Origin of the sequence: Streptomyces sp. CB09001 (assembly GCF_003369795.1) — a bacterium.
Taxonomy (GTDB): domain Bacteria; phylum Actinomycetota; class Actinomycetes; order Streptomycetales; family Streptomycetaceae; genus Streptomyces.
Map to the genome: position 1 here is coordinate 5,968,940 of NZ_CP026730.1, position 26,829 is coordinate 5,995,768.

At 72.4% G+C, this 26,829-nt stretch carries 23 protein-coding genes; 4 read left to right on the forward strand and 19 right to left on the reverse strand.

Translation table 11 applies throughout. From position 1 onward, the window contains the following. Positions 1–226 precede the first annotated feature (226 nt). Both erm(O) and C4J65_RS27720 read left to right on the forward strand, forming a co-directional pair. Positions 227–1,009, forward strand: coding sequence for a 23S rRNA (adenine(2058)-N(6))-methyltransferase Erm(O) (erm(O), locus tag C4J65_RS27715; protein ID WP_115744836.1), 783 nt, complete (start codon positions 227–229; stop codon positions 1,007–1,009). Then, positions 1,006–2,262 carry a glycosyltransferase gene (locus C4J65_RS27720; RefSeq protein ID WP_115744837.1) on the forward strand — a complete coding sequence of 419 codons (1,257 nt, stop codon included), beginning with the start codon at positions 1,006–1,008 and terminating at the stop codon, positions 2,260–2,262. The genes erm(O) and C4J65_RS27720 overlap by 4 nt, the downstream gene beginning before the upstream one ends. Before the next feature lie 113 nt (positions 2,263–2,375). On the opposite strand, the gene C4J65_RS27725 is transcribed toward C4J65_RS27720, so the two are convergent. After that, positions 2,376–4,640: an MMPL family transporter gene (locus tag C4J65_RS27725; protein WP_115744838.1), complete on the reverse strand. Its 2,265-nt coding sequence runs from the start codon at positions 4,638–4,640 to the stop codon at positions 2,376–2,378. Between the two features lie 374 nt (positions 4,641–5,014). Between C4J65_RS27725 and C4J65_RS27730 the strand changes: the two genes are divergently transcribed. After that, positions 5,015–5,563 (forward strand): DUF1697 domain-containing protein, encoded by a 549-nt coding sequence (locus tag C4J65_RS27730; protein WP_115744839.1) that lies wholly within the window; start codon positions 5,015–5,017, stop codon positions 5,561–5,563. 22 nt (positions 5,564–5,585) lie between these two features. Here C4J65_RS27730 and C4J65_RS27735 read toward each other — a convergent pair whose 3' ends face one another. The 14 genes from C4J65_RS27735 to C4J65_RS27805 all read right to left on the reverse strand — a co-directional run bounded on the left by C4J65_RS27735 (position 5,586) and on the right by C4J65_RS27805 (position 20,659). Continuing rightward, positions 5,586–6,332, reverse strand: coding sequence for a sirohydrochlorin chelatase (locus C4J65_RS27735; RefSeq protein ID WP_115744840.1), 747 nt, complete (start codon positions 6,330–6,332; stop codon positions 5,586–5,588). Between the two features lie 8 nt (positions 6,333–6,340). Continuing rightward, positions 6,341–7,252: an ABC transporter permease gene (locus tag C4J65_RS27740; RefSeq protein WP_115744841.1), complete on the reverse strand. Its 912-nt coding sequence runs from the start codon at positions 7,250–7,252 to the stop codon at positions 6,341–6,343. Then, entirely contained in the window at positions 7,239–8,033 is a 795-nt protein-coding gene (locus C4J65_RS27745; RefSeq protein WP_115744842.1) for an ABC transporter ATP-binding protein, read from the reverse strand. Before C4J65_RS27745 ends, C4J65_RS27740 begins: the two co-directional genes overlap by 14 nt. A gap of 33 nt (positions 8,034–8,066) precedes the next feature. Beyond that, on the reverse strand, positions 8,067–9,170 hold the full coding sequence (locus C4J65_RS27750) for an aliphatic sulfonate ABC transporter substrate-binding protein (protein ID WP_115744843.1): 1,104 nt from the start codon (positions 9,168–9,170) through the stop codon (positions 8,067–8,069). A 233-nt stretch (positions 9,171–9,403) separates the two neighbouring features. Beyond that, positions 9,404–10,759, reverse strand: a complete 1,356-nt coding sequence (locus C4J65_RS27760; protein ID WP_115744845.1) for a GTP-binding protein — start codon at positions 10,757–10,759, stop codon at positions 9,404–9,406. Positions 10,760–10,761: 2 nt separating this feature from the next. After that, complete coding sequence (gene cysD, locus C4J65_RS27765; protein WP_115744846.1) at positions 10,762–11,700, reverse strand: sulfate adenylyltransferase subunit CysD; 939 nt, start codon at positions 11,698–11,700, stop codon at positions 10,762–10,764. Beyond that, positions 11,697–12,338 carry an adenylyl-sulfate kinase gene (gene cysC, locus C4J65_RS27770; RefSeq protein ID WP_240330536.1) on the reverse strand — a complete coding sequence of 214 codons (642 nt, stop codon included), beginning with the start codon at positions 12,336–12,338 and terminating at the stop codon, positions 11,697–11,699. Before cysC ends, cysD begins: the two co-directional genes overlap by 4 nt. 1 nt (position 12,339) lies before the next feature. Then, positions 12,340–13,050, reverse strand: a complete 711-nt coding sequence (locus C4J65_RS27775; protein ID WP_115744848.1) for a phosphoadenylyl-sulfate reductase — start codon at positions 13,048–13,050, stop codon at positions 12,340–12,342. After that, positions 13,047–13,262, reverse strand: coding sequence for a hypothetical protein (locus C4J65_RS27780; protein ID WP_115744849.1), 216 nt, complete (start codon positions 13,260–13,262; stop codon positions 13,047–13,049). Before C4J65_RS27780 ends, C4J65_RS27775 begins: the two co-directional genes overlap by 4 nt. Then, positions 13,259–14,956 (reverse strand): nitrite/sulfite reductase, encoded by a 1,698-nt coding sequence (locus C4J65_RS27785; protein ID WP_115744850.1) that lies wholly within the window; start codon positions 14,954–14,956, stop codon positions 13,259–13,261. The genes C4J65_RS27780 and C4J65_RS27785 overlap by 4 nt, the downstream gene beginning before the upstream one ends. Before the next feature lie 392 nt (positions 14,957–15,348). Beyond that, positions 15,349–15,921 carry a GNAT family N-acetyltransferase gene (locus C4J65_RS27790; protein WP_115744851.1) on the reverse strand — a complete coding sequence of 191 codons (573 nt, stop codon included), beginning with the start codon at positions 15,919–15,921 and terminating at the stop codon, positions 15,349–15,351. A 51-nt stretch (positions 15,922–15,972) separates the two neighbouring features. Further along, on the reverse strand, positions 15,973–17,286 hold the full coding sequence (locus tag C4J65_RS27795) for a hypothetical protein (RefSeq protein WP_115744852.1): 1,314 nt from the start codon (positions 17,284–17,286) through the stop codon (positions 15,973–15,975). Between the two features lie 197 nt (positions 17,287–17,483). Then, entirely contained in the window at positions 17,484–18,773 is a 1,290-nt protein-coding gene (locus tag C4J65_RS27800) for a GAF domain-containing protein (RefSeq protein WP_115744853.1), read from the reverse strand. A gap of 242 nt (positions 18,774–19,015) precedes the next feature. Further along, positions 19,016–20,659, reverse strand: a complete 1,644-nt coding sequence (locus tag C4J65_RS27805) for an acyl-CoA dehydrogenase family protein (protein ID WP_115744854.1) — start codon at positions 20,657–20,659, stop codon at positions 19,016–19,018. A 100-nt stretch (positions 20,660–20,759) separates the two neighbouring features. On the opposite strand from C4J65_RS27805, the gene C4J65_RS27810 reads away from it, so the two are divergent. Then, complete coding sequence (locus C4J65_RS27810; protein WP_205351075.1) at positions 20,760–21,914, forward strand: YihY/virulence factor BrkB family protein; 1,155 nt, start codon at positions 20,760–20,762, stop codon at positions 21,912–21,914. 361 nt (positions 21,915–22,275) lie between these two features. Here C4J65_RS27810 and C4J65_RS27815 read toward each other — a convergent pair whose 3' ends face one another. The 4 genes from C4J65_RS27815 to C4J65_RS27830 are packed head-to-tail and all read right to left on the reverse strand — an operon-like array spanning position 22,276 to position 26,802. After that, on the reverse strand, positions 22,276–23,202 hold the full coding sequence (locus C4J65_RS27815; protein WP_115744855.1) for an ROK family protein: 927 nt from the start codon (positions 23,200–23,202) through the stop codon (positions 22,276–22,278). Then, positions 23,199–24,956, reverse strand: coding sequence for an ABC transporter ATP-binding protein (locus C4J65_RS27820; RefSeq protein ID WP_115744856.1), 1,758 nt, complete (start codon positions 24,954–24,956; stop codon positions 23,199–23,201). The genes C4J65_RS27815 and C4J65_RS27820 overlap by 4 nt, the downstream gene beginning before the upstream one ends. Then, positions 24,953–25,846: an ABC transporter permease gene (locus C4J65_RS27825; RefSeq protein ID WP_115744857.1), complete on the reverse strand. Its 894-nt coding sequence runs from the start codon at positions 25,844–25,846 to the stop codon at positions 24,953–24,955. Before C4J65_RS27825 ends, C4J65_RS27820 begins: the two co-directional genes overlap by 4 nt. Continuing rightward, complete coding sequence (locus C4J65_RS27830; protein WP_115744858.1) at positions 25,843–26,802, reverse strand: ABC transporter permease; 960 nt, start codon at positions 26,800–26,802, stop codon at positions 25,843–25,845. Before C4J65_RS27830 ends, C4J65_RS27825 begins: the two co-directional genes overlap by 4 nt. Positions 26,803–26,829 lie beyond the last annotated feature (27 nt).

Here is a 26,829-nt window from a genome sequence, read left to right on the forward strand (position 1 = left end):
ACTCCGGTCTCGGCCGGGGCTGCACGTACTCCATCAGGATGCGTCGTGGCCCCGGAGCCCTGACCGGCCCGGGGTCCCCCCGCCGCTGACGCGCTCGACACGCACCACACCTCCGACACGCGTGCGGCGGGGCTGAGCCCTCGCATTCCCTTTTGCCTTCGTCTTCCGGTCAGGGCCTTCGGCTGCCCTTTTCCCCTCCTGTCACGGAAGACAAGGACCGCAGGCCATGGCCCGCCCCACCCCGCGTGCCCGCACGCTCTCGCAGAACTTCCTCGCCGACCGCGCCACCGCCGAACGGGTCGCGCGGCTCGCCGTCCCCGACCGGGGTCGCCCGCCCCTCCTGCTCGAAGTGGGCGCCGGCGACGGTGCCCTCACCGAGCCGCTCGCCCGCCGCAGCCGCGAGCTGCACGCCTACGAGATCGACGCTCGGCTCGTCCCCGGGCTCCGCGCCCGATTCGCGCGGACCCCGCACGTCCACGTCGTCGCCGGTGACTTCCTCGCCGCCCGGCCGCCGCGCACGCCGTTCTCGGTCGCCGGGAACGTGCCCTTCTCGCGCACGGCCGACATCGTCGACTGGTGCCTGAGCACGCCCGGTCTCACCGACGCCACCCTCCTCACCCAGCTCGAGTACGCCCGCAAGCGCACCGGAGACTACGGCCGCTGGACCCTGCTCACGGTCCTGACCTGGCCGCGTCACGACTGGCGGCTGGTGGGCAGGGTGGGCCGCCACCGCTTCCGCCCGGCGCCGCGCGTCGACGCCGGCGTCCTGCGCATCCGACGCCGCCCCGCCCCGCTGCTCACCGGCGCCGCCGCCCGCCGCACCTGGGCGGACCTGGTCGAGCTGGGGTTCTCGGGCGTCGGCGGCTCGCTGCACGCGTCCCTGCGCCGCGCCCATCCGCGACGCCGGGTGGACGCGGCGTTCCGGGCCGCGCGACTGGAGCACGGCGTGCTCGTCGGCGAGGTCGCCCCCGACCGGTGGCTGCGGCTGCACGAGGAGCTGACGGCATGAACCGAAAACAGTTGCACGAGACGTATCGTCTCGCGTACGGTCGTCGCATGACCAGTCGCCCCGCGCACATCGCCATGTTCTCCATCGCCGCATACGGCCACGTGAACCCCAGCCTCGAGGTGATCCGCGAGCTCGTCGCGCGAGGGCACCGGGTGACGTACGCCATCCCGCCGCTCCTCGCCGAGAAGGTCGCCGAGGCGGGCGCCGAACCCAAGCTCTGGAACAGCACGCTGCCCGGCCCCGACGCCGACCCGGAGGCGTGGGGGAGCACCCTGCTGGACAACGTGGAGCCCTTCCTCGACGACGCGATCCAGGCGCTCCCGCAACTCGCCGAGGCGTACGAGGGGGACGAGCCGGACCTGGTCCTGCACGACATCGCCTCCTACCCGGCCCGCGTCCTCGGCCGCCGCTGGGACGTGCCGGTGATCTCCCTGTCGCCCTGCATGGTCGCCTGGGAGGGGTACGAGCAGGAGGTCGCCGAGCCGATGTGGGAGGAGCCGCTGAAGACCGAGCGCGGGCAGGCGTACTACGCCCGCTTCCACGCCTGGCTGGAGGAGAACGGGATCACCGACCACCCCGACCCGTTCACCGGCCGCCCCGACCGCTCCCTGGTGCTGATCCCCAAGGCGCTCCAGCCCAACGCCGACCGGGTGGACGAGAAGGCGTACACCTTCGTCGGCGCCTGCCAGGGGGACCGCACCGCCGAGGGCGACTGGACCCGTCCCGAGGGTGCGGAGAAGGTCGTCCTCGTCTCCCTCGGGTCCGCCTTCACCAAGCAGCCGGCGTTCTACCGGGAGTGCGTCCGCGCCTTCGGCGGGCTGCCCGGCTGGCACACCGTGCTCCAGGTCGGCCGGCACGTCGACCCGGCCGAGCTGGGCGACGTACCGGACAACGTCGAAGTGCGCACGTGGGTACCGCAGTTGGCGATCCTCCAGCAGGCCGACCTGTTCGTCACCCACGCGGGCGCCGGCGGCAGCCAGGAGGGACTGGCGACCGCCACGCCGATGATCGCCGTACCGCAGGCGGCGGACCAGTTCGGCAACGCCGACATGCTCCAGGGCCTCGGCGTCGCCCGCAGTCTTCCGACCGAGGAGGCCGACGCCGAGGCGCTGCGCACCGCCGCCCTCGCCCTGGTCGAGGACGCGGAGGTGGCGGGGCGCCTGAGTGAGATCCAGGCACGGATGGCCGAGGAGGGCGGCACCCGGCGGGCCGCCGACCTCATCGAGGCCGAACTGGCCGCCGCGCGCGGCTGACCCGGGCGGCACCCGGCCGGGACGGCGCGCGCTCCGGCACACACCGAAGGGCCCGTCGGTTCCCCCGGAACCGACGGGCCCTTCGGCCGTGGTGGCGTGCAGGCCGGAGCCGGTCAGACGCCGACCGGTTCGCCCCGCTCCCCGCGCTCGCCGTCCCGGACCGGCGAGGCGATCGCCTCGGGCGACTCGTCGTGGGTCAGGTCCGGCAGCCGGTGCAGCCACTTCGGCAGGTACCAGTTGCGCTCGCCGAGCAGCGACATCACGGCCGGCAGCAGCACGCCCCGGATGATCGTCGCGTCGATCAGCACCGCCGCCGCCAGGCCCACGCCCATCTGCTTCATCGACTGCATGGACAGCGTGCCGAAGATGGCGAACACCGCGACCATGATGACGGCGGCGCTGGTGACGACCCCGGCCGTGGTGACCACGCCGTGCTGGATCGCGTCCCGGGTGGAGCGCCCGCGCAGCCGCGCTTCGCGGATCCGGGAGACCACGAACACGTGGTAGTCCATCGACAGGCCGAACAGGATCACGAAGAGGAACAGCGGCAGCCACGTGATGATGGCGCCCACGCCCTCCGCGCCCACCAGCGAGGCGCCCCAGCCGTGCTGGAAGATGGCGACCAGGATGCCGTACGCCGCGCCCACCGACAGCAGGTTGAGCACGATCGAGGTGAGCGCGATCGTCAGCGAGCGGAAGGACAGCAGCATCAGCAGGAAGGCGAAGACCACGACGAACACGAAGACCGGCAGGACCGAGCCGACGAGCTGGTCGTTGAAGTCCTTGTTGCCCGCCACCTGACCGGTGATCGGCGCCTCGACGCCGTCGACCCCGCCCAGCGTCGCCGGCCGCACCTCGTCCCGCAGCCTGTCCAGGCTCTCGCCCGCCTTGTCCTGGTCGGAACCGCCGACCAGCGGCACGTACACCAACGCGACGTTCTGCTCGTCGTGCATCGTGATGTCCACCGGCCCGCGCGAGGCACCCGAACTGATCGCCCGTTCCCGGAAGTCGTCGAGCGCGGCCCGCACCTCGGGCGCGTTGATGTCGTCCGCCTTCACGACCACCTCGGCCGGGTCCGAACCGCCGGGGAACGCCTCGTTGACCCGGTTGTACGTCTGCACGATGGGCAGCGAGTCGCCGAACTCCTGGTCCAGCGTGAGGTTCTGGGTCTTCATGCCCAGGGCGGGCGCGGCCACGGCCAGCAGTGCTCCGACGGCGACCACGGCGGCCAGCAGCGGCTTGGCCAGGACGCGCTTCAGCACGGCCGTCCAGAACCGGCTGCCCTCGCCCGCGGAGCCGCCGGGACGGCGCCGGCGCAGGAACGGCAGGCGGCCCTTCTCCACCCGCTCGCCCAGCAGGGACAGCAGGGCCGGCAGCACCGTCACCGAGCCGACCATGGCGACCGCGACCACCATCAGCGAGGCCAGGCCCATCGCCTCGAACTCGGCGATGCCGGTGAACAGCATGCCCGCCATCGCCACGCACACCGTGACACCGGAGACGACGATCGCCCGGCCACTGGTGGCGGCGGCGATCCTCAGCGCCGTCTGCGCGTCCCGCCCGGCGGCCCGCTCCTCGCGTTCCCGGCGCAGGTAGAACAGGCAGTAGTCGACGCCGACGGCCAGACCCACGAGCAGCATCACGGAGTTGGCGGTCTCGCTCATCGGCTGGAAGTGGCTGACCAGGCCCATCAGACCCATCGTCGCGACGATCGCGGTGATCGCCAGCGCCACCGGGACCAGCGCCGCCACCAGTGCGCCGAAGGCGACGAGCAGGATGCCGAGGGCCACCGGCACCGCCGAGTACTCGGCCTTCTTGAAGTCGTCGCCGAACGCGTCGTCGAACGTCTTCATCATGCTGGCGCCGCCGATCTCCTCGATCCGCAGCGACTCGTGCTCCTTCTGGACCCCCTCGACCGCCTTCAGCACCGGCTCGACCCGCTCGCCCGCGGTGTCCGCCTCGCCGCGCATGTCGAACTGCACCAGGGCGCTGCGGCCGTCCTTCGAGATCGTCTTCGCGTCGTACGGCGAGGTGACGCCGGTGACCTTCCCGGTGCCCTCCACCGCCGTGACGACCGCGCCGACCGCGGCCCGGAACTCGGCGTCCGTGGCCTTCACCCCACCGGACTTCGCCTGGATCAGGACCGTCTCACTGGCCGGCTCGTCGATCCCGGCGTCCTCGACGATCCGGGCGGCGGTGTGCGTCTCGCCGCCCATCTGGTCGCTGTCCTTGACGTCGACCCGGCCGGCCGCCGAACCGAGCCCCATCGCCAGGACGACGAACAGCACCCAGATCCCGACGGCGGCCCATCGGTGCCGGGCACTCCAGCCGCCAGCCCGGGCGGCTATGCCCCGCACCCGTGTCTCTCGGTTCCGCATGACCGGCCTGCCCCCTCATGAGCGGTGCCGGCCCCCTGCCGTCACCTTGCCTTTCGAAGGTATGGGCCGCGTAAGGCCGTCGCGTCGTGCTCCTCGGTGACGTGCGGCGGCGCCGTCTCATCCCTCCGTATCGCCGCCCTCACCGCTGAGGAGGATCCCGGCCCCTTACATCTACCGGGCGGCCCCAGGGGTGTTGGTCAGGGTGCGGTGGCGGGCCGGAGCCTTTTGGAAGAGTTGTTGATTAAGTCACAGGCGTGTGTAGTGGTTGAACCCCGCACACCGCATCGGCGAGAGTGGCGCGCACGTCCGCCCGGCGCGGACCAGGCCGTCGTGCCCACCCCCACGGGGCACGACGGCCGTTCTATGGTGTGCCGATGACGACGAAGTACGCGGCGCTGCTGCGCGGGATCAACGTGGGCGGCAGCCGGAAGGTCCCGATGGCCGACCTGCGCACGCTGCTGGCCTCCCTCGGCCACGACGCCGTACGCACCCATCTGCAGAGCGGACAGGCCGTCTTCGCCGCCGCGCACGGCGACGAGGACTCCCTGGCCGCGGAGCTGGCGGAGGCGATCGAGAAGCGGTTCGGCTTCCCGGTGGACGTGATCGTGCGCGACCACGCCTACCTGAAGGGGATCGTCGAGGCGTGCCCGTTCCCGGCCGCCGAGCTGGAGGGCAAGCAGCTCCACGTCACCTACTTCTCCGCACCCGTCGACGCGGACCGCTTCGAGGCGATCGACCAACCGGCCTTCCGCCCCGAGGAGTTCCGCCTCGGCGACCGCGTCCTGTACCTCTACGCGCCGGACGGCCTGGGCCGCTCCAAACTGGCCGAGGCCCTCGCCAAACACCGCGTCAACAAGGGCCTGATCGCCACGAGCCGCAACTGGAACACGGTCACCAAGCTCGTCGAGCTCACGGGCCCCTGACGGCCCCGACGGGTCGTCGACCTCAGGCCCCGACCGCCAGCGCCACCGGCACCCGCGCCGCGTCGTACCGCTCCAGCAGGACCCGCGCCACCTCCGGCGCGGGACCCAAAACGTCCGCCAGCACGTCCGCCCCGGCCGCACCCCGCGCGATACGGTCCGGCAGGAAGCCCGGCGCCAGGACGTACGGGGCGACGGCGACGCGCGCACAGCCCAGCTCGCGCAACTGCCGTACCGCGTCCTCGGTGCGCGGAAGGGATGCGGAGGCGAACGCAGGCCGCACGGCACACCAACCGGTGAGCCGCCACTCCCGCGCGATTTCAGCGATCACTGCGATCGCCTCCGGGTCGGAGGACCCCGCCGAGGCCAGCACGACCCCGGTCGAGGACTTGTCGGCGGGCGTGAGACCCGCCTCGTACAGGCGCCGCTCCAGCGCCGACAGCAGCAGCGGCGAGGGCCCGAGCACCTCGGCCTGCCGGATCCTCAGGCGCGGCGGCGCCGCCGCCAGGACCGCCGGGATGTCCGCCTTGGCGTGGAAGGCGCGGGTCAGCAGCAGCGGCAGGGCCACCACGTCCCGCACGCCCTCCGTCTCCAGGGACTCCAGCACCCCCTGCACGGAGGGGACGTTGAAGTCCAGGAAGCCGGTCTCCACCCGTACGTCCGGACGCAGCGCCCGCACCCGGCGGACCAGGGCGTGCACGGTCGCGGCGTGCCGCGGGTCGCGGCTGCCGTGGGCGACGACCAGGAGTACGGGGCGGAGCCGCGCGGACATGACGTACCTCAGCCCTTCACCAGCAGACCGCGGCTGCGCAGCACCCACCGCTCCAGCGGGCTGAAGATCAGCAGGTCGATGGCGATGCCGACGACCAGGATGAGCAGGATGGCCTCGAAGACCATGGCCATGTCGCTGGCGTTGCGGCCGTTCTCCAGCAACTGCCCGAGGCCGACCCCCAGATCGGGGAAGGAGGCGATGATCTCGGCGGCCATCAGCGAGCGCCAGGAGAAGGCCCAGCCCTGCTTGAGACCGGCGACGTAGCCGGGCAGCGCGGCCGGCAGCACGATGTGCCAGGTGCCCTTCAGCCCCGTCGCGCCCAGTGTGCGCCCCGCCCGCAGGAAGATCGGGGAGACCTGGTCGACGCCGGACACCAGGCCGTTGGCGATGGAGGGCACCGCGCCGAGCAGGATGACGGCGTACATCATCGAGTTGTTCAGGCCCAGCCAGATCACGGCCGGCGGCACCCAGGCCACCGACGGCAGCGACTGGAGGCCGGACAGGATCGGGCCGATCGCCGCCCGCACGAACTTCACCCGGGCCACCACCAGCCCCAGCGGGGTGCCGATGAGCAGCGCGAAGCAGAAGCCGAGCAGACCGCGCGAGACGCTGGTCCAGATGTAGCCGAGCAGTTCGCCCTGGAGCCAGGCCTGGTGGAGCACGTCCCACACGTCGGACGGTGCGGGCAGCTTGGTGGGGTCGTCGACGATCTCGAAGGAGACCAGGGCCTGCCACACCGCGAGCACGAGCAGGACCGCGACGGTGGGCGGCAGGACCTTCTCGACCAGGGTCTGCCGCAGCGGGGTGCGTCCCTGCTGCACCGACTCCAGTGCGTCCAGGCCCGCCTCCAGACCGGCGAGGTCGCCGCCGTCCTTCGCGCCTGCGCCCCCGGCGGGACGCGTCGTGTCAGTGCTGGCCATGTCGGCGGATCTCCCCACGCAGTTCTTCGGTGATCTCGACGGACAGCTCCGCCACGGCGGTGTCCTCGATACGGCGCGGCTGCGGGATGCCGACCGTCCACTCGCGCGCGATGCGCCCGGGACGGGAGGACAGCAGCACCACGCGCTCGGCCAGCCGCACGGCCTCGCGGACGTTGTGCGTCACGAACAGGACGGACAGCTTCGTCTCGCGCCAGATGCGGGTCAGCTCGTCGTGCAGCACGTCCCGCGTGATGGCGTCCAGCGCCGCGAACGGCTCGTCCATCAGCAGCAGCTTGCTCTCCTGGGCGAGCGCCCGGGCCAGCGCGACCCGCTGGCGCATACCGCCCGACAGCTCGTGCACCCGCTTGCCGTACGCGCCCTTCAGACGGACGAGTTCGAGCAGCTCCTCCGCCTTGTCGCGGCGCTCGGTCTTGGGTACGCCGCGCAGCCTGAGGGCCAGTTCGATGTTCTTGCCCGCGGTCAGCCACGGGAACAGGGCGTGCTCCTGGAACATCAGGGCCGGCCGCCCGTCCGTGCTGATGCCGCCCGCGCTGGGCCTGTCCAGGCCCGCCACCAGGTTCAGCAGCGTGGACTTGCCGCAGCCGGAGGCGCCCAGGAGGGTGACGAACTCGCCGGGCGCGACATCGAGGGTGATGTCGTCCAGGACGAGCTGCTGCCCGGCGGGGCCCGCGAAGGACTTCGAGACGTGCTCGATCCGGGCGGCGTACGCGGCCGACTCGGTGCCGTCGGCGGCCTTGGCGAGGGTCGTGGTCGTGGCCATGGTCGTCACCTCCTGGGTGGTCGGATCCGGGCTTTACTGGACGCCGAGTCCGGCGTCGTCGACCGCGGGCTTGCCCTTGGCCTTGAGGACCTTGTTGAGCAGCGTCAGGTCGTAGATGCCGTTCAGGTCGGGCGTCTCCAGCAGACCGGCCTTCACGGCGTGCTCCGCCTGGGCGTCGAGGGTGGAGGCCAGCGGGTCGTCGGTGAGCTTGATCGACTCCCAGGCCGGGTCCAGCACGTCGGCGGGCAGCGCCTTGCCGGAATCCTTCTCCAACTGCGCGTTCGCCGCGGTCTTCGCTTCGTCCGGGTTGGCCGCGATCCACTCGTTGGTGCCGACCGACGCGTTGAGCACCGCCTCCACGGCCTTCGGGTGCTCCTTGAGGAACTTCTGCGACACGATGATGTTCGTGATCACGAACTTCTCGTCGGGCCACAGCGTCGACTCGTCGAGGAGCACCTTGCCGCCCTCGGCGACCAGCTTGGAGGCGGTGGGCTCGGGCACCCAGGCGCCGTCCAGGGAACCCGACCTGTAGGCGTCCGGGGTGACCTTGTTGTCGCTGCGGACGACCGTCACGTCGCCCTTGCCGCTCTGGGCGTCGACCTTCCAGCCCTGCTCGGCGATCCAGTTGAGGAACGCCACGTCCTGCGTGTTGCCCAGCTGCGGGGTGGCGATGCGCTTGCCCTTGACGTCGTCCAGGGACTTGATCCTGTCCGGGTTGACCACGAGCTTCACGCCGCCCGAGGCCGACCCGCCGATGATGCGCAGGTTCTTGCCGCCGGACTTGGTGTAGCCGTTGATCGACGGCGAGGGGCCGATCCAGCCGATGTCGATGGAGCCCGAGTTCAGCGCCTCGATCTCGGACGGGCCCGCGTTGAAGACCGCGTACTTGGCCTCGGTGGCGCCCAGCGCCTTCTGGAAGAAGCCCTTCTGGTTGGCGACCAGCGGGGTGGCGTGGGTGATGTTGCCGAAGTAGCCGATCCGGACGGAGTCGAGACCGTCGATCTTCTCGGCGCCCTCGGCGACCTTGGCGGTGTCGTCGTCCTTCGCCTCGGAGCCGTACCCGCAGGCGGCCAGGGTGAGCAGCGGAAGGGCGGCTATGACCGCCAGGGTGCGGCGCAGGGCGATGGTGGCAGGCACGGGAGGTGTTCCTCTCGTTGGTCCGGCACGCACGCCTGTCGGTTGGTCCGAGGTGTCAGGTCGTGGCCGGGAGGTCGGCAGGTCTTCGGCTGTGGGGGGTGAGGGCGCGCAAGCGGTGCGCGTACGTCACCGCGCACATCGCGCCACTCCGCCCTGGCCGCTGCCGAGGAAGCCGCTGCCGACGCGGCCCCCCTCCTTGGCGAACATGGAGTAGAAGTCGGGAGAGGACATGGTCAGAAGTCCCACCCGTGGTCGTCGGCCGCGTCCTTGACCGGCTCCGGCGCGGCGAAGGACTCGCCGACCATGCCGGCGGTGAGCGTGGTGCCGTCGCTGGGATCGATCAGGATGAACGAGCCCGTGCGCCGCGAGTCGGCGTAGGAGTCGGCGGGCAGCGGCTCGGCGGTGCGGACCTTCACGCGGCCGATGTCGTTGGCGACGAGCTGCCCGGGGTGCGGGTGCAGCGACAGGTCGTCCAGCGTGAGCCGGGCCGGGATGTCCTTGACGATCGCCTTGACGGTACGGGTGCCGTGCTTGAGCAGCACCCGGTGGCCCACGGTGAGCGGCGCGTCGGCGACGTGGCAGACGGTGGCCTCGACGTCCTGGCTGGTGTCCGGCGCGTCCGCGCTGGGCACGATCAGGTCGCCGCGGGAGACGTCGATGTCGTCCTCGAGGAGCAGTGTCACCGACTGCGGCGTCCAGGCGGCGTCGACCGGCTCGCCGAGCACGTCGATGGCGGACACCTTCGAGGTGCGGCCCGAGGGCAGCACGGTGACCTCGTCGCCCACCCGGAAGGTGCCGGCGGCGATCTGCCCCGCGTAGCCGCGGTAGTCGGGGTGCTCGGCGGTCTGCGGCCGGATCACGTACTGCACCGGCAGCCGGGCGTGGCAGTGCGCCAGGTCGTGGCTGACCGGGACGGTCTCCAGGTGTTCGAGCACCGTCGGGCCGCCGTACCAGTCCATGACCGCCGACGCCTCCACCACGTTGTCGCCCTCCAGGGCCGAGATGGGGATCGCGGTGACCTCCGGGACGCCCAGCTCGGTGGCGTACGCCGTGAACTCCTCGGCGATCGCCGCGAACACGGACTCCTGGTAGTCGACCAGGTCCATCTTGTTGACGGCGAGGACGACGTGCGGGACGCGCAGCAGGGCGGCGATCGCGGCGTGCCGGCGGGTCTGCTCGACGACGCCGTTGCGGGCGTCGACGAGGATCACCGTCAGCTCGGCCGTGGAGGCGCCGGTGACCATGTTCCGCGTGTACTGCACGTGCCCGGGGGTGTCGGCCAGGATGAACCGGCGGCGCGGGGTGGCGAAGTAGCGGTAGGCCACGTCGATGGTGATGCCCTGCTCGCGCTCGGCCCTGAGGCCGTCGGTGAGCAGCGCGAGGTCCGGAGCGTCCTGGCCGCGGCTCGCGGAGGCGCGCTCGACGGCCTCCAGCTGGTCGGTGAGGACCGACTTGGAGTCGTGCAGCAGACGGCCGACCAGCGTGGACTTGCCGTCGTCGACCGAGCCGGCGGTGGCGAACCGCAGCAGGGTCGTCTCCGACAGCTGCCAGACCGACAGCGGCTCGACGGGTTCAGTGGTGCTGGTCATGTCTAGAAGTACCCCTCGCGCTTGCGGTCTTCCATCGCGGCCTCGGACATCTTGTCGTCGGCGCGGGTGGCGCCGCGTTCGGTGAGCCGGGTGACGGCGATCTCGGCGATGACCTTCTCGATGTCGTCGGCGTCGGAGTCGACGGCGCCGGTGCAGGACATGTCGCCGACGGTGCGGTAGCGCACCCGCCGCTTCTCGGTCGTCTCGCCGTCCTTCGGGCCGCCCCACTCACCGGCCGTCAGCCACATGCCGGAGCGGGCGAAGACCTCGCGCTCGTGGGCGTAGTAGATCTGCGGCAGCTCGATGCCCTCGCGGGCGATGTACTGCCACACGTCCAGCTCGGTCCAGTTGGAGAGCGGGAAGACGCGGACGTGCTCGCCCGGGGCGTGCCGGCCGTTGTACAGGTTCCACAGCTCGGGGCGCTGGCGGCGCGGGTCCCACTGGGAGAACTCGTCGCGCAGCGAGAACACCCGCTCCTTGGCCCGGGCCTTCTCCTCGTCGCGGCGCCCGCCGCCGAAGACCGCGTCGAACTTCTCCGCCTGGATCTTCTCGGTCAGCGGCAGCGTCTGGAGGGGGTTGCGGGTGCCGTCCGGGCGTTCCTTGAGCACCCCGCGGTCGATGTAGTCCTGCACCGAGGCGACGTGCAGCCGCAGCCCGTGCCGGTCCACCGTACGGTCGCGGTACTCCAGGACCTCGGGGAAGTTGTGCCCGGTGTCCACGTGCAGCAGGGAGAACGGCACGGCCGCGGGGGCGAACGCCTTCAGCGCCAGGTGGAGCATCAGGATCGAGTCCTTGCCGCCGGAGAAGAGGATCACCGGCCGCTCGAACTCGCCCGCCACCTCGCGGAAGATGTGCACGGCTTCCGATTCGAGCGCGTCGAGGTGGGAGAGGGCGTACGGGCCCGCCGTACCCTCCCGCGCCGCTTCGGCGGTCGTCGTCATGCCAGTCCCCTTTCGGTGAGCAGCGCGTGGACCGCCGCGGCGGACTCCTGCACGGTCTGGTCCTGCGACTCGATGCGCAGGTCGGGCTCGACGGGCTCCTCGTACGGGTCGTCCACCCCGGTGAGCCCCGTCAGCTCACCCGCGGCCTGCTTGGCGTACAGGCCCTTCACATCGCGCACCGAGCACACCTCGACGGGCGTGGCCACGTGCACCTCGACGTACGCCGTGCCGTTCGCCCCGTGCCGCTCGCGCACCGCGTCGCGGCTGTCCGCGTACGGCGCGATCACCGGGACCAGGGCCGTGACGCCGTTGCGGGCGAGCAGTTCGGCGACGAAGCCGATGCGCTGCACGTTGGTGTGCCGGTCCGCGCGGTCGAAGCCGAGACCCGCCGAGAGGAACTCGCGGATCTCGTCGCCGTCGAGCAGTTCGACGCGCCGGCCCTCCTCCCGGAGGCGGTCGGCCAGCTCGCGGGCGATGGTGGTCTTGCCGGCGCTGGGCAGCCCCGTGAGCCAGACGGTGGCTCCGGTCGTCACGTGGTTCTCCCTGGATCTCGATGGCCCGGTGGTGGCGGGTCCCGTGGTGGCCGGTCCCGCGGTGGTCCTCGGTCCCGTGGTGGTCGGTCCGGTGGTCGTCGTCATGTCAGCCGTGCAGCCCGCACTCGGTCTTCGAGCGGCCCGCCCAGCGTCCGGCGCGGGCGTCCTCGCCCTCCAGCACACGACGGGTGCAGGGCGCGCAGCCCACGGAGGCATAACCGTCCATCAGCAGCGGGTTCGTGAGGACGCCGTGCTCGGTGACGTACGTTTGCACATCTTCCTGTGACCACTTGGCGATGGGCGAGATCTTCACCTTGCCCCGCTTCTCGTCCCAGCCCACGACCGGCGTGTTCGCCCGCGTCACCGACTCGTCCCGGCGCAGCCCGGTCGCCCACGCCTGGTAGCCCGTGAGCCCTTCCTCCAGCGGCTTCACCTTGCGCAGCGCGCAGCACAGGTCGGGGTCGCGGTCGTGCAGCCGCGGGCCGTACTCGGCGTCCTGCTCGGCGACCGTCCGGCGCGGGGTGAGCGTGATGACGTTCACGTCCATCACGGCCTCGACCGCGTCGCGGGTGCCGATGGTCTCCGGGAAGTGGTACCCGGTGTCGAGGAACACCACGTCCACGCCGGGCAGGGCGCGGGAGGCGAGGTGGGCGACGACCGCGTCCTCCATGGAGGAGGTCACGCAGAACCGGTTGCCGAAGGTCTCGGCCGCCCACTGGAGGATCTCCAGCGCGGAGGCGTCCTCCAGCTCGCGGCCCGCCCGCTCCGCGAGCGCCCTGAGGTCCTCGGTCGTACGTTCTTCCTGAACCGCGGTCATGTCGGTTCCCCTCCCGTGGAGTTGGGCTGAAGGCCCCGGGCGAGCAGCCCGAGGAACTTCAGCTGGAAGGCGCGGTTGCACGCCCCGCATTCCCAGGCGCCTCCCCCACGCTCGGCTGCGCTCGCGCGGGGGGACCCCCATCCCTGCTCGCCCGGACGCAGGTCCTCGTCGCCGCAGTAGGGGCAGTAGAAGGGCGCGGCGCGCTCGCTCACGACAGGGCCTCCTCGGAGGCCCGGGCCGCCCAGGCGGCGAAGCGCTCGCCGTCCTCGCGCTCGGCCTGGAAGCGGGTGAGGACACGCTCGATGTAGTCCGGCAGCTCGTCCGAGGTCACCTTCAGGCCGCGCACCTTGCGGCCGAAGCTCGGCTCCAGGCCGAGGGCGCCGCCCAGGTGCACCTGGTAGCCGCCGACCTGACGGCCCTCGGCGTCGGTCATCAGCTGGCCCTTGAGGCCGATGTCCGCCGTCTGGATGCGGGCGCAGGCGTTCGGGCAGCCGTTGATGTTGATGGTGATGGGCTCGCCGAACTCGGGCATCCGGCGCTCGAGTTCGTCCATCAGGTCGCTGCCACGTTCCTTGGTCTCCACGATGGCGAGCTTGCAGAACTCGATGCCGGTGCAGGCCATCGTGCCGCGCCGGAACGGCGAGGGCTTGACCCGCAGGTCGAGCGCTTCCAGGGACTCGACGAGCGAGTCGACCCGGTCGCCGGGCACGTCCAGGACGATCATCTTCTGCTCGACGGTGGTGGAGACCCGGCCCGAGCCGTGGTTCTCGGCCAGCTCGGCGACCTTGGTGAGCACGGAACCGTCCATGCGTCCCACGCGCGGCGCGAAGCCGACGTAGAAGCGGCCGTCCTTCTGGCGGTGCACGCCGATGTGGTCGCGCCACTGCTGTGCGGGCATCTCGGGCGCCGGGCCGTCGATCAGCCTGCGGCCCAGGTAGTCGTCCTCGAGTACCCGGCGGAACTTCTCCGGGCCCCAGTCGGCGACCAGGAACTTCAGGCGGGCGCGGTTGCGCAGCCGCCGGTAGCCGTGGTCGCGGAAGATCGAGGTGACGCCCTCCCAGACGTCCGGAACCTCGGCCTCGGGCACCCAGGCGCCCAGCCGCACACCGAACTTGGGGTTGGTGGACAGGCCGCCGCCGACCCACAGGTCGAAGCCGGGGCCGTGCTCGGGATGGACCACGCCGACGAAGGAGATGTCGTTGATCTCGTGGGCGACGTCGAGCAGCGGGGAACCGGAGACCGCGGTCTTGTACTTGCGCGGCAGGTTGGAGAAGCGCGGGTCGCCGAGGTAGCGGCGGGCGATCTCGTCCAGGGCGGCCGTGCCGTCGATGATCTCGTCCTCGGCGACGCCGGCCACCGGCGAGCCGAGCATGCCGCGCGGGCAGTCGCCGCAGGCCTCGGTGGTGGACAGGCCGACGGCCTCCAGCCGCTCCCAGATGCTGGGCACGTCCTCGATGCGGACCCAGTGGAACTGGATGTTCTGCCGGTCGGTGATGTCGGCGGTGCCACGGGCGTACGTCTCGGAGAGCTCGCCGATGGTCCGCAGCTGCTCGGTGGTGAGCCGGCCGCCGGTGACGCGGACGCGCAGCATGAAGTACTCGTCCTCGAGCTCCTCCGGCTCCAGCAGGCCGGTGCGGCCGCCGTCGATGCCGGGGCGGCGCTGGGTGTACAGGCCCCACCAGCGGAAGCGTCCGCGCAGGTCGTTGGGGTCGATCGAGTCGAAGCCGCGCTTGGAGTAGATCGTCTCAATACGTGTCCGAACGTTGAGACCGTCGTCGTCCTTCTTGAACTGCTCGGCGCCGTTGAGCGGGGTGAAGTGTCCGGCCGCCCACTGGCCCTCGCCGCGGTGACGGCTCACCTTGCGGCGCGGGGTCGCGGCAGCGGGGTCGGGTGGGGTGGCGGCCATGGGTGACACGTCCTTTGGAGACAGGCGAAATACGGCTCTGACCTGCGCGCATGGCGCATGGCACTACGTGGGCGTACGTAGGGATACGAGGGACACGCGTGCGCGTCATTGCGCGGGAGCGAGGGGAATGCGGGGAATCCGAAGGTGCTGGAGGGTGCTCTCAGCGGCCCGGACAGATGGCGCTGGACATGCGGCCGAGGTCGACGTGCCGCCGACTCACCAAGGCAATTCCAGTTCCAGACATGACGGAAGCGTGGCACGGCGATCTGTAGCTGGTCCAGCTTAATCCAAAATGTGGACACCCTTGTCTCGTGGAGCGAGACAAGGGTGTCGTTGGTCACACCTGCGGCGAGTACTCGCCGGACGGCCGAAAACAGACGTGTCGGCGCAGGTCAGGCGGGGAAGGCCCCGGGCCACGGCCCGGGAGTGGCGACGTCCGCCTCCTCCTCCACCTTGGTGTCGAAAAGCCGGAAGCCGCGGCGCTGGTAGTTGTCCATCGCGTACTGGCCGTCCTTGCTGCACGTGTGCAGCCACACCCGCTTGGTGGTGGCCAGCCCCGGCCAGCGCTCCGCCAGGTCCCAGGCGCGGGCGGTGCCGTACGAGAGGAGGTGGCCGCCGATGCGCCGGCCGCGGAAGGCCTCGATCAGGCCGAAGTACTCGATCTCCACGACCCCGTCGTCGCCGGGCGTCAGCTCCACGTATCCGGCGGGCGTGCCGCGGTCGTGGGCGACCCAGGTCTCCACGCCCGGCCGCTCCAGGTGCTCCCGCCACCGCGCGTGGCTCCAGCCGAGCCGGTCCGTCCAGCGGATGTCGCCGCCGACCGAGGCGTACAGGAAGCGGCTGAACTCGGGGGAGGGCACCTCGGCGCGGACGATCCGGACGTCCCCCTCCGGTGCGGCGGCCGGCAGCAGATCGGTGGGCGCCGTCTGCTCCAGGGACCACGTGGTCACGGCGATGTTGGTCATGCCGGTCAGGGAATCATCCGCTCCGCGGATCTGTCGATCCCGGCCGGAACCTCAGTCGAGCGCGTCCACGATCGACGTCAGCGGCAGCGCGAACAGCATGCGGCCCGACTGCGACCAGACTTCGCCGGTCCGTTCCGAGTACGACATCGAGCCCGCCGGTCCGCTCCAGCACTGCTGAGATTGGTCCGCCCCGCACTCCGCGGCCCGGGCGCCCTCCGTGTCCTGGCGCCACAGGGTCCCGCGCCCGTCCTGCCCGCCGGCCGCGCGTCCCAGGTACCAGTCGGACCGGGTCGCGCCGGGCGGCCGGTACGACAGCACGCCCCCGACCTCGGCCGCCCCGGTCTCGTACGCCTCGACCGCGTCCACATGGCCGGAGGAGTCCGTGGCGGGCAGTCCGGTGCGGCCGGGATCCGTGGCCGTGCGCAGCGCGTAGCGCCACAGCCGGGTGGGCCGGTCGCCGTCCGCGGCCACGTGCTCCGTGGCCACCAGGCTGTCCGGGGTGGTGCCGCGGTCCAGGGAGAGCGCGCCGGGGCGGGCCGCGCCGTCGGTGTCGGGCAGCCGGTAGGAGGCGATCGCGGGCAGCACGTACCGGTGGCCGCCCGCCGCCCAGCCGCCGGGTACCCGTCCGACGGCGTCCGCCGCGGTGGTGGCGCGCTGGACCCGCTCCACGTCGTACACGTACAGCGCGTCGCGGTCCCCGGCGGCGGTGGTGACCAGCAGCTTGTCCTGGTACCAGACCATGCCGGTGACGGGCGAGGCGAGCCCCCGGTAGTCGTGGCCGCCGTCGACCGGGACGGCGAGGAGCGCCGAGGTGTAGCCGAGCCGGCCGGGGTCGTCGGCGTTGACGAAGGAGACCCGGGCGAGGCCGCCCTGGGGCGTGCCGTCGTCGCGGGACCAGGCGGAGAGGATGACCTGGTGGGTGCCCCAGCGGCCGTCCTGGTCGGCGTCCCCGGAGGTGGTGACCGCGCCGGGGCGCCAGCCGTCGGTGTCGGCCTCGTCCCAGCAGTAGGCGCGGTCGGCGGCGGGGGACAGGGGCAGTGCCTCGCGCTCCCCGGCCGTGCAGTCGGCGGCGTCGCGCAGGGTGTGGTCGGCGGACTCGAGGACGGTGTCGACGCCCACCGGGTCGCCCATCGCGGCGGAGAGCCGGTCGAGCCAGGCCGTCGGCACCCGGTGCTCGGTCAGGCGCAGGGCGTCGGTCTCGGCGGCGGAGGTGAGGGGCTTCAGGGCGCCGGGGTCGTCGGCGACGGTGGCCTGCGAGGCGCTGATCAGCGTGGCCGCACCGGTCAGTGCGAGGGCGGCGCCGGTCAGGGCCGCGCGCAGCGCCCTGCCCCGTCTGCGCCGGCGGTGTCTGCCGCGCTGCTTCATCGAACCTCCACGGACACCGGACCAACGGCGCTCGACGGTGGTCGCGTTGCCCGAGGAGCGGATGGGACAGTCCATCAAGGATGCTACGACAGACGGACGGCCCGGCGGACGCAGACGATGCAAATATGCGAAAACAACGCGTCTTTACGGCCATCCGGGGCGCGCCGGGCAGCCCGTCACGGCACTGTCGACGCCCGTCAGGGCACTCCCATCGACGCCCGCCCCTGCGCCACCGCAGGAGCCGTGGAGTGGGGGAGCAGGTGCTGGGGGGCGGCCGGGAGCAGGATCTCGACCTCCGCGTCCTCGCAGAAACGATACGGCCGGTGTTCCAGATACGCCCCGAGGTACCTCCGCACCCGCGACATCTCGGCCCGTACCGTCACCGTGCGGGCCGGGTCGCCGAACATGTCCTCGGCGAGCCCCGCGGCGCTGCGGCCACCCCGGTGCACCGCCAGCAGGTACAGCAACTCCGCGTGCCGCGGACTCAGTTCCCGCGCCCAGTCCTCCGCGCCGCCCAGCACCCGCACCGACCAGCGGCGCGGCTGCGCGAGGTCCAGGACGATCCGGGTCGCGTCCTGCGGCACCGGTCCGGCCGCGGCCCGCACCAGCCAGCCCTCGGCCAGCGGCTCCACCGTGCACGCCCCGAACGCCGGCAGCCACCGCAGCCCCGGCTCCGGCGACTTGGGCAGCGCCACACGGTCCAGGTACGGCATCCCCGTCACCGCCGCCGTCCAGCCGTCCCGGTCCGTGACCAGCGCCCGTCCCTCCAGCCGGGCCAGCGCCGGAGCCGCCACCGCCCGCAACCGGTCCAGCGAGCGCGTGTGCAGCTCCCGCAGCCGGGCCTCGGCCAGTTTGGCCACCGAGTCGACCCAGGCCAGTGTCGCCGGGTGCATCGTCTCCAGCGGTCCGCTCACGTCGACGACGCCGAGCAGCCGCCCGCTGCGCGGGTCGGTGATCGGCGCCCCGGCGCAGGTCCAGGTCGCCTGGGACCGCACGAAGTGCTCGGAGGCGAAGACCTGTACGGGCCTCCGGGTCACCGCCGGCGTGCCCACGCCGTTGGTGCCGACCACCTCCTCGCGCCAGTCCGCCCCGAGTTCGAACCCGAGCCCGTCGGCCCGGCGCAGCACCCTCGCGCTGCCCTCGCGCCACAGCACCCGGCCGTCCTCGTCCGCGATCACCATGATGTGGTGGGCCACGTCCGCCACCGACAGCAGCGCCTCCCGCAGTACCGGCACGACGTGCCGCAGCTCCGAGCACGCGCGCCGCCGCAGCACCTCCTCCGGCGCCAGCAGGCCGGAGCGGAAGTCGTGCTCCGGATCGACGCCGCTGCGCAGCATCCGGTCCCAGGACTGCTCGATCACCGGACGCGGCGCCACCGGAGCCCGCCCGCCCGAGAGTCTCGCGGAGCGGACCTCGCTGAGCATCCGGGCCGCACGCGCCGTGTCGACGGCGGCGAACTGCGTCACGTCCATGGGCGAGAGCGCCACGGGACCTCGTCCTTCCGGAAGCCGAATGTTCGTCTCATACTGACCGGTTGCCCACGACGGACGGGCACAGTCCGCACACAACCGACCGCAAGTTGCAACCCCCTGCAACCCTGGTGGACGGCCTCGCGGGTGTCCAAACTTGAACCACGCCGTCCCGAGCGGCGTACGCGGCCTGAACGGGCCGGTGTGGCGGGGGTGGTGCCGTGTCGGCGCAGCACCACCCCCGCGCCACATGGCCGGAATCAGACCACGGGCCGCGCCCGCTCCACCACCGCCGCCAGGTCCAGGGTCGGCGGCAGCGTGCCGAAGGCCGCACCCCCGTCACCGCCCAGCCGCGAGGCGCAGAACGCGTCGGCGACCTCCGGCGGCGCGTACCGCACCAGCAGCGCGCCCTGCAGCACCAGTGCCAGCCGCTCCGCCAGCAGCCGCGCCCGCCCCTCGGCGGCCGCCAGGTCGGCCAGCTCCGTCAGCAGCTCGCGGATCGCCGCGTCCAGCCGGTGATCGGCCCCGCGCGCCGCGCCCACCTCCGTCAGGTACGCGTCCAGCGCCGCCGGTTCCCGGCCCAGCGCCCGCAGCACGTCCAGCGCCTGCACGTTCCCGGCGCCCTCCCAGACCGAGTTCAGCGGCGACTCGCGCACCAGCCGGGGCAGCCCGGACTCCTCGACGTACCCGTTGCCGCCCAGGCACTCGGCCGCCTCCACCGCCACCGGCGCACACCGCTTGGTCACCCAGTACTTGGCCGCCGGCACCGCGAGGCGCAGCAGCGCCCGCTCCCGCTCGTCGCCGCCCGCGGCGGCGTCGCAGGCCGCCGCGAGCCGCAGCCCGAGCGTGGTGGCCGCCTCCGACTCGATCGCCAGATCCGCGAGGACGTTGCGCATCAGCGGCTGGTCGGCCAGCTTCGCGCCGAACGCCTCGCGGTACCCGCAGTGGTGCACCGCCTGCGCCACCGCCTGCCGCATCAGACCCGCCGAGCCCAGCACGCAGTCCAGCCGCGTGGCCGCCACCATGTCGATGATGGTGGCCACCCCGCGCCCCTCCGCGCCGACCCGGCGCGCCCAGGTCCCGGCGAACTCGACCTCGGCGGAGGCGTTGGACCGGTTGCCCAGCTTGTCCTTGAGCCGCTGGATCAGGAACACGTTGCGGGTGCCGTCCGCCAGCACGCGCGGAACCAGAAAGCAGGTCAGCCCTCCGGGGGCCCGCGCCAGCACCAGGAAGCCGTCCGACATCGGCGCCGAGCAGAACCACTTGTGCCCGGTCAGCTCGTACGTCCCGTCCTCGGCCAGCGGCCGGGCCGCCGTGCTGTTCGCCCGTACGTCGCTGCCGCCCTGCTTCTCCGTCATGCCCATCCCGAACAGCACCCCGGCCTTCAGGTGAGCGGGCCGCAGCTCCCGGTCGTAGACCCGGGAGGTCAGCCGCGGCTCCCACTCGGCGGCCAGCTCCGGGTCGGCGCGCAGAGCCGGCACCGCCGCGTGGGTCATCGACAACGGACAGCAGTTGCCCGCCTCCACCTGGGTCCACATCAGGAACGCCGCCGCGCGCCGCACCTGCCCGCCCGGCCGCGACCAGGCGTCGGTCAGGCCCGCCGAGACTCCCTTGCCGAGCAGCCGGTGCCAGGCCGGGTGGAAGTCGACCTCGTCGATGCGGTGCCCGTAGCGGTCGTGGGTGCGCAGCACCGGCGGGTGTGCGTTGGCCTGTGCGCCCCACTCCTGGGTCTGGAGGGACCCGCAGCCCCGGCCGAGCCCCGACAGCTCGGCGAGCGCCTCCTCGCGGGGTCCCGCCGCCAGATGCCGCCCGACGGCCTCGGCCAGGGCCCGGTCGGAGGTGAAGACGTCGTAGCCGGTCAGCGGCGGCGCCTGATTCGTCACGGTGTGGGTGCTGCCTGCCATGCACGTGAACCTACCGTGCCGAGGGGCCGCGCCGGGGCGGTACGCGATCACCGGGCGTCCGCGGACGAGCGCCGCCCTCCGCGCCGGATACCTTTAGGGCGTGCAGCCAGCAAGTGACTCCAACGAACGGCCCTCGGGCCGGCTCCACCGTGCCCGGGTCCTGTACCGGAACGTCTCCAAACGCAGGACCGCCTGGCTGCTGCTGAAGGACACGGTCAACTCGTGCATGGAGTACCGCATCCTCGGCCTGGCCGCCGAGGCCGCCTTCTTCACCCTGCTCTCGGTGCCGCCCCTGCTGCTGAGCCTCCTCGGACTGCTCGGCTACGTCGACTCCTGGATCGGCGCCGACACCACCGAGAGCCTGCGCGACAACATCCTGGACGCCTCCCGCGCCGTGCTCTCCGAGAAGGGCGTCCGGCAGATCACCGAGCCGATCCTGGACGACGTGATGAAGGGCGGCCGGCCCGACGTCATCTCCATCGGCTTCCTCTTCGCCCTGTGGTCCGGGTCCCGCGCGGTGAACGTCTTCATCGACACCATCACCGTGATGTACGGCCTCGACGGCGTCCGGGGCATCGTCAGGACCCGCCTGATGGCCTTCCTCCTCTTCATCGTGGCGCTGCTGATCGGGTCGATCGCGCTGCCGCTGATGGTGGCGGGACCGGACGCCGTGGTGCGGGTCGTGCCCTGGTCGACGACGGTCGTACAGGTGCTCTACTGGCCGGTCGTCATCATCCTCTCCGTGGCCTTCCTGACCACGCTGTACCACGTGTCGGTGCCCGTGCGCTCGCCCTGGATCGAGGACGTCCCCGGCGCGCTGGTAGCCCTCGCCATGTGGGTGCTGGGCAGTTTCCTGCTGCGCATCTACCTCACCAGCACCGTCGAGGGCCCCACCATCTACGGCTCCCTCGCCGCGCCCGTCGCCGTGCTGCTGTGGATCGGGGTGTCCGCGTTCGCGGTGCTCGTCGGCGCCGCGGTGAACGCGGCCATCGACCGGGTGTGGCCGGCCGCCGCGACCGCCGCCGCCCGTGAGGCCAACGAGCGTCTGCGCCAGGCCCAGGTCGCCGACTACGTGGCCCGTACGACCGCGAACGGCGAGGGCGACCCCGACATGCCCTCCGAGTTCCCCGAGCGCTGGTCGCGCTTCCTGCCCCCCGAGGATGTCACGGCCCGTCTGCGCACCCACCCGAAGAGCGCGCCTCCCGCGAACCACAACCACAACCACAACCACAACAACGGCGAAGACGCCTCCTGAGGGCAGGGAAAGGGACATGCGCACCGCCTCGTTGGAGGGCGACTTCTCGCGGGGCCCTGGTGGACGCGCAGTGGGTGCTCACCGCGGCGAACTGCTTCGCGGACGATCCCGGCCGGGAAGCCCGAGCGGCTCACCCGGGCCACCGTGGGCCGGGCCGAGTCCCGCATCGCGCCGGTGCCCCTCGCGGCCGGCGCACGGGACGCCGCCGCCGCGGCGAGCGACGTCGACTTCGTGCGGCAGACCGTCGACCACGATCGGCACCGGCACGCTGAACAAGAGCGTGACCGTGCGCCCGGCACCGTAGGCGTTCCGCCCGGCCCGCCGGAGCTCCGGCACGCGTCCGGGCACCCCGGACCGGGGCTCAGCGGGAGGCCAGCTCGTGGCGTGCCCGGGCCGCCGCGCCCAGCGGCACGGCGTCCGTTCCCAGGGCCGCCCGCAGCAGCTTGACGGGGTGGCCGCTGATCGGCGGTTCGGCGGCGAGCGGCTCCCGGATCAGCGGTTCCAGCAGCGTCCAGGCGCCGCTGACGCCTCCCCCGATCACGACCGTGCCGATGTCGACGAGGCCGGCGGTCATCACGATCGCGCGAGCGATACCGGCGCCCGCCGCCGCGTACACACCGTGCGCGTCGGCGTCACCGTCCCGGGCCGCCTCGGCCACCTCGCGGGCCGTCAGCTCCCGCCCGGTGCGCTCGCCGTAGCGGGCCCGCAGCGAACGGGCCGAGGCCAGCGTCTCCAGATGACCCCGGCCGCCGCAGGTGCAGGGCAGGTCGCCGAAGCCGGGGATGTGGCCGATCTCGCCGGCCGCACCGTGCGCTCCGGTGCGCAGCTCGCCCCCCGTCCACAACGCCCCGCCGACACCGGTGCCCAGGGTCATGCCGAGGACGTCCTCCTCGTCCGCCGCCGCACCGCACGCGATCTCGCCGCGCAGGAAGGCGTTGACGTCGTTGTCGAGGAAGGCGGGGACGCCCAGCGCGGTGCGCAGGGCGGCGGTCACCGGGAAACCGGCCCAGTCGGTGAACGAGTCGCTGGCCACCAGGATGTGACCGGAGGCCGCGTCGACCACTCCGGCCGCGCCCACCCCCACGGCGGCCAGCCGGCCCGGCGTGCGCGCCCGCACGACGGCGAGCGCGTCGAGTGTCGCGGCGATCATCGCCCGGCCGCCGAAGCGGGCCGGAGTGGCCGTGTCCGCGCGGTCGAGCACCTTCAGTTCCTCGTCGCACAGCACCACCTGGGTGGTGGTGCCGCCGATGTCGACCCCGGCGAAGACCGGGGCGCCCGGACCGCTCACCCCTGCTCCTCCGTCCGCCCGGCGGCGAGGGTCGCCAGCCGCTCGGCCCGGCGGCCGCGCTGCACGACGGGGTCGGGCACGGGCACCGCCGCCAGCAGACGGCGGGTGTAGTCGGTCTCCGGGTGCAGCAGGGTGGCCGACGTCAGGCCCTGCTCCTCGGCCAACCCCGCCCGCATCACCACCACCCGGCGCGCGAACTGCTGTACGACGGCCAGGTCGTGGGAGACGAAGAGGCAGGCGAAGCCCAGCTCCTCCTGCAACTCGCCGATCACTTCGAGGACCGCCTGCTGCACGCTCACGTCCAGGGCGCTGGTGGGTTCGTCCGCCACCAGCAGGCGGGGTTCGAGGACCAGGGCGCGCGCGAGGCTCACGCGCTGGCGCTGGCCGCCGGACAGCTCGCGCGGCGCGCGCCGGGCCACCTCGCGCGGCAGCCGGACCCGGTCCAGCACGTCGGCGACCAGGGATTCCCGCTCCCTGCCGGACAGCTTCCGGCGGTGGATCCGCAGCGGTTCCGCGACACACTCGCCGACCGTCATGCGGGCGTCGAGCGAGGCGACCGGGTCCTGGAGCACGACGCCGATGCCGGCCCGCAGCGCGCGCCGCGCCCGCGCGCGGGTGGCGGCCAGGTCGGCCCCGAAGAGGGTGACGGAGCCGGCCGTGGGCGCGATCAGGCCGAGCGCCACCCTGGACGCGGTGGACTTGCCGGAGCCCGACTCTCCCACCAGGCCGAGGGTCTCCCCGGGGTGGACGGCGAAGGAGACGCCCTTGAGGGCGTGCACCGCCTGCTTCCCGCGGCCGAAGACCACCGAGACGTCCTTGAGTTCCACCGCGGGCTCTCCGCCGGGCGCGGCACCGGGCTCGTCCGCCCGCCGTTCACCGGACTCGCCCGACGCACCCGATGCACCCGACTCACCCGACGCACCGGACTCGGCGACGGACAGGCGCGGTACGGCGGACAGCAGCCGCTTGGTGTAGTCGTGCGTCGGACGCAGCAGCACGTCCTCGACGGGCCCGGTCTCCACGATGGCGCCCTGGTACATCACCGCGACCCGGTCGGCGAAGTCCGCGACGACCCCCATGTTGTGGGTGACCAGCAGGACACCCGTGCCGGTCTCCGCGGCGAGCCGCCGCAGCAGGTCGAGGATCTCGGCCTGCACGGTCACGTCGAGCGCGGTGGTGGGCTCGTCGGCGATCAGCAGCGCCGGTTCGTTGGCGATGGCCATGGCGATGACGACACGCTGGCGCTGGCCGCCGGAGAGCTGGAACGGATAGGAGCGGGCCCGCTGCCCGGGCTCGGGGATGCCGACGCGGCGCAGCAGTTCGACGGCGCGCGCGGCGGCGTCCGCCGCGGAGATCCGCCGGTGGTTGCGGATCACCTCGGCGATCTGCTTGCCCACCCGGGTGAGCGGGTCGAGCGCGGTGGCCGGTTCCTGGAACACCATGGAGACGGTCGATCCGCGCAGCCCGGACAGCTGTTCCTCGTCGGCGCCGACGATGTCGGTCCCGTCGACGACGGCCGTTCCGGTGGCCCGGGCGTTGCCCGCGAGCAGGCCCATGGCCGCCAGCGCGACGGTGGACTTGCCCGAGCCCGACTCGCCGACCAGGGCGAGCGTCTCGCCGGGCGCGACGTGCAGGGACACGCCGCGCACGGCCTGCACCGAGCCGGTCTCCGTGGTGAAGACGACGCCCAGGTCGTCGAGGTCGAGGATGTGCCCGCCGGCTTCGGGAGCGGCCGGTCGTCGAACGGCGCTCATGCCCGCCCCCTCACGTCGAATGCGTCCCGGAGTCCGTCTCCGATCGCGTTGAACGCCCACACCACCAGGATGATGGCGAGGCCGGGTGGCACGATCAGCCACCAGTAGCCCGAGTAGGCCGCGGTCATGCCGGACGAGAGCATGCCGCCCCAGTCCGTGGACGGGGGCTGGACGCCCAGACCGAGGTAGGAGACGTAGGCCACCAGCAGGATCGCGTCGGCGATCTGGAAGGTGGCGGCCACGATGACGGTCGACACCGAGTTCGGCAGGATGTGCCGGATGATGGCGCGCGCGTGGGTGCCGCCGATCGCGCGCAGGGTGAGGACGAAGTCCCGGTTCTTCAGCGTCAGCGTCTCCGCCCGCACCAGGCGCGAGGGCACCAGCCAGGAGATGAGGCCGAGGATGAGGACCAGGCCGGTCAGGTCGGGGGTGGTGATCGCGGAGACCACCAGCAGGATGAACAGGGCGGGGATGGCGATGCCCGCGTCCACCACCCGCATCATGACCGCGTCGATCCAGCCGCCCGCGTAGCCGGCCGCGGCTCCCCACAGGGTGCCGATGACCGTGGCCAGGACACCGGCCGACAGACCGACGATCAGGGACACCTTGCCGCCGTACATCAGCCGGCCCAGCTCGTCGTGGCCGACCGCGTCGGTGCCGAGCCAGTGGGCGCCGCTGGGCGACTGGTTGACCTGCTGGAGCAGCGTGTGCGTCTGGTCGGTGGAGTAGAGCAGCGGACCCACGAAGCAGAACAGCACGAAGAAGACCACGACCCCGAGCCCCACCACGGCGAGGCGGTTGCGCAGGAAGCGGCGGACCGCGAGCCGGGTGCCGGAGGCGGCGCGCCCGGGCTTCGCGGCGAGCCCGTCCAGGGAGGTGAGGGAGCTCATGACCGACCTGCCTTCACTCGGGGGTCGATGACGCGCTGCAGGACGTCGGCCAGCAGGGTGCCGGTCACGGTGGCGACCGAGATGACCAGGACGCAGCCCAGCAGCACGGGATAGTCGGAGGACTGGGCGGCGGTCCAGAACAGCAGGCCCATGCCGGGGTAGTTGAAGAGCTGCTCCACCACCAGTGCGCCGCCGAAGAGGACCGGTATGTAGTAGCCGAGCATGGCCACCACCGGGGTCAGCGAGTTGCGGAAGACGTGCCGCGTCAGGATGGCCCGGGGACGGGTGCCGCCCGCCCGCGCCGTGCGCACGTAGTCCTCGGTGAGGTTCTCCAGCGTGGCCGAGCGCATGTAACGGCTGAAGACGGCGACCATGGTGGCCGCGCCGGCCACCACCGGCAGCACCAGTCCCTGGGGCTGCGAGAGGACGTCGGCGACGCTGTTGCCCTGGGGTGCCTGGGCCGGGAACCAGGGCAGGACCTGGCTGAAGACGAGGACCAGGATCAGTCCGAGGAAGTACACGGGGGTGGAGTAGGCGACGAAGCTGAGCGTGGTGATGACGTAGTCGACCGGCTTGTTGCGGCGCACGGCCTGCCACACGCCGAGCGGCACCGCGACGAGCAGGCCGACGACCGCCGAGAGCACGGTCAGCAGCAGGGTCTTCGGCAGCCGCTCGGTGATCAGCTGGGAGACGGGCTCGTTCAGGGTGTAGGACATGCCGAAATCGCCGTGGACCAGCTGGTTCAGGTAGTACACGTACTGAACCGGCAGCGGCTTGTCGAGGCCCTGCTCGTGGTTGAAGGCCGCGATCTGCGAGGCGGTGGCCTGGGGGCCGAGGATGCCGCGGGCGGGCCCCCCGGGCAGGGCGTGCAGCAGGCAGAACACCACGACGGTCACGAGGAGGACCACCGCCAGGGCCTGCAGGACCCGCCTGATCAGGAAGGAGTATGTGCTCATGGGTTTCCGGGTGACTGGGTGGGGACG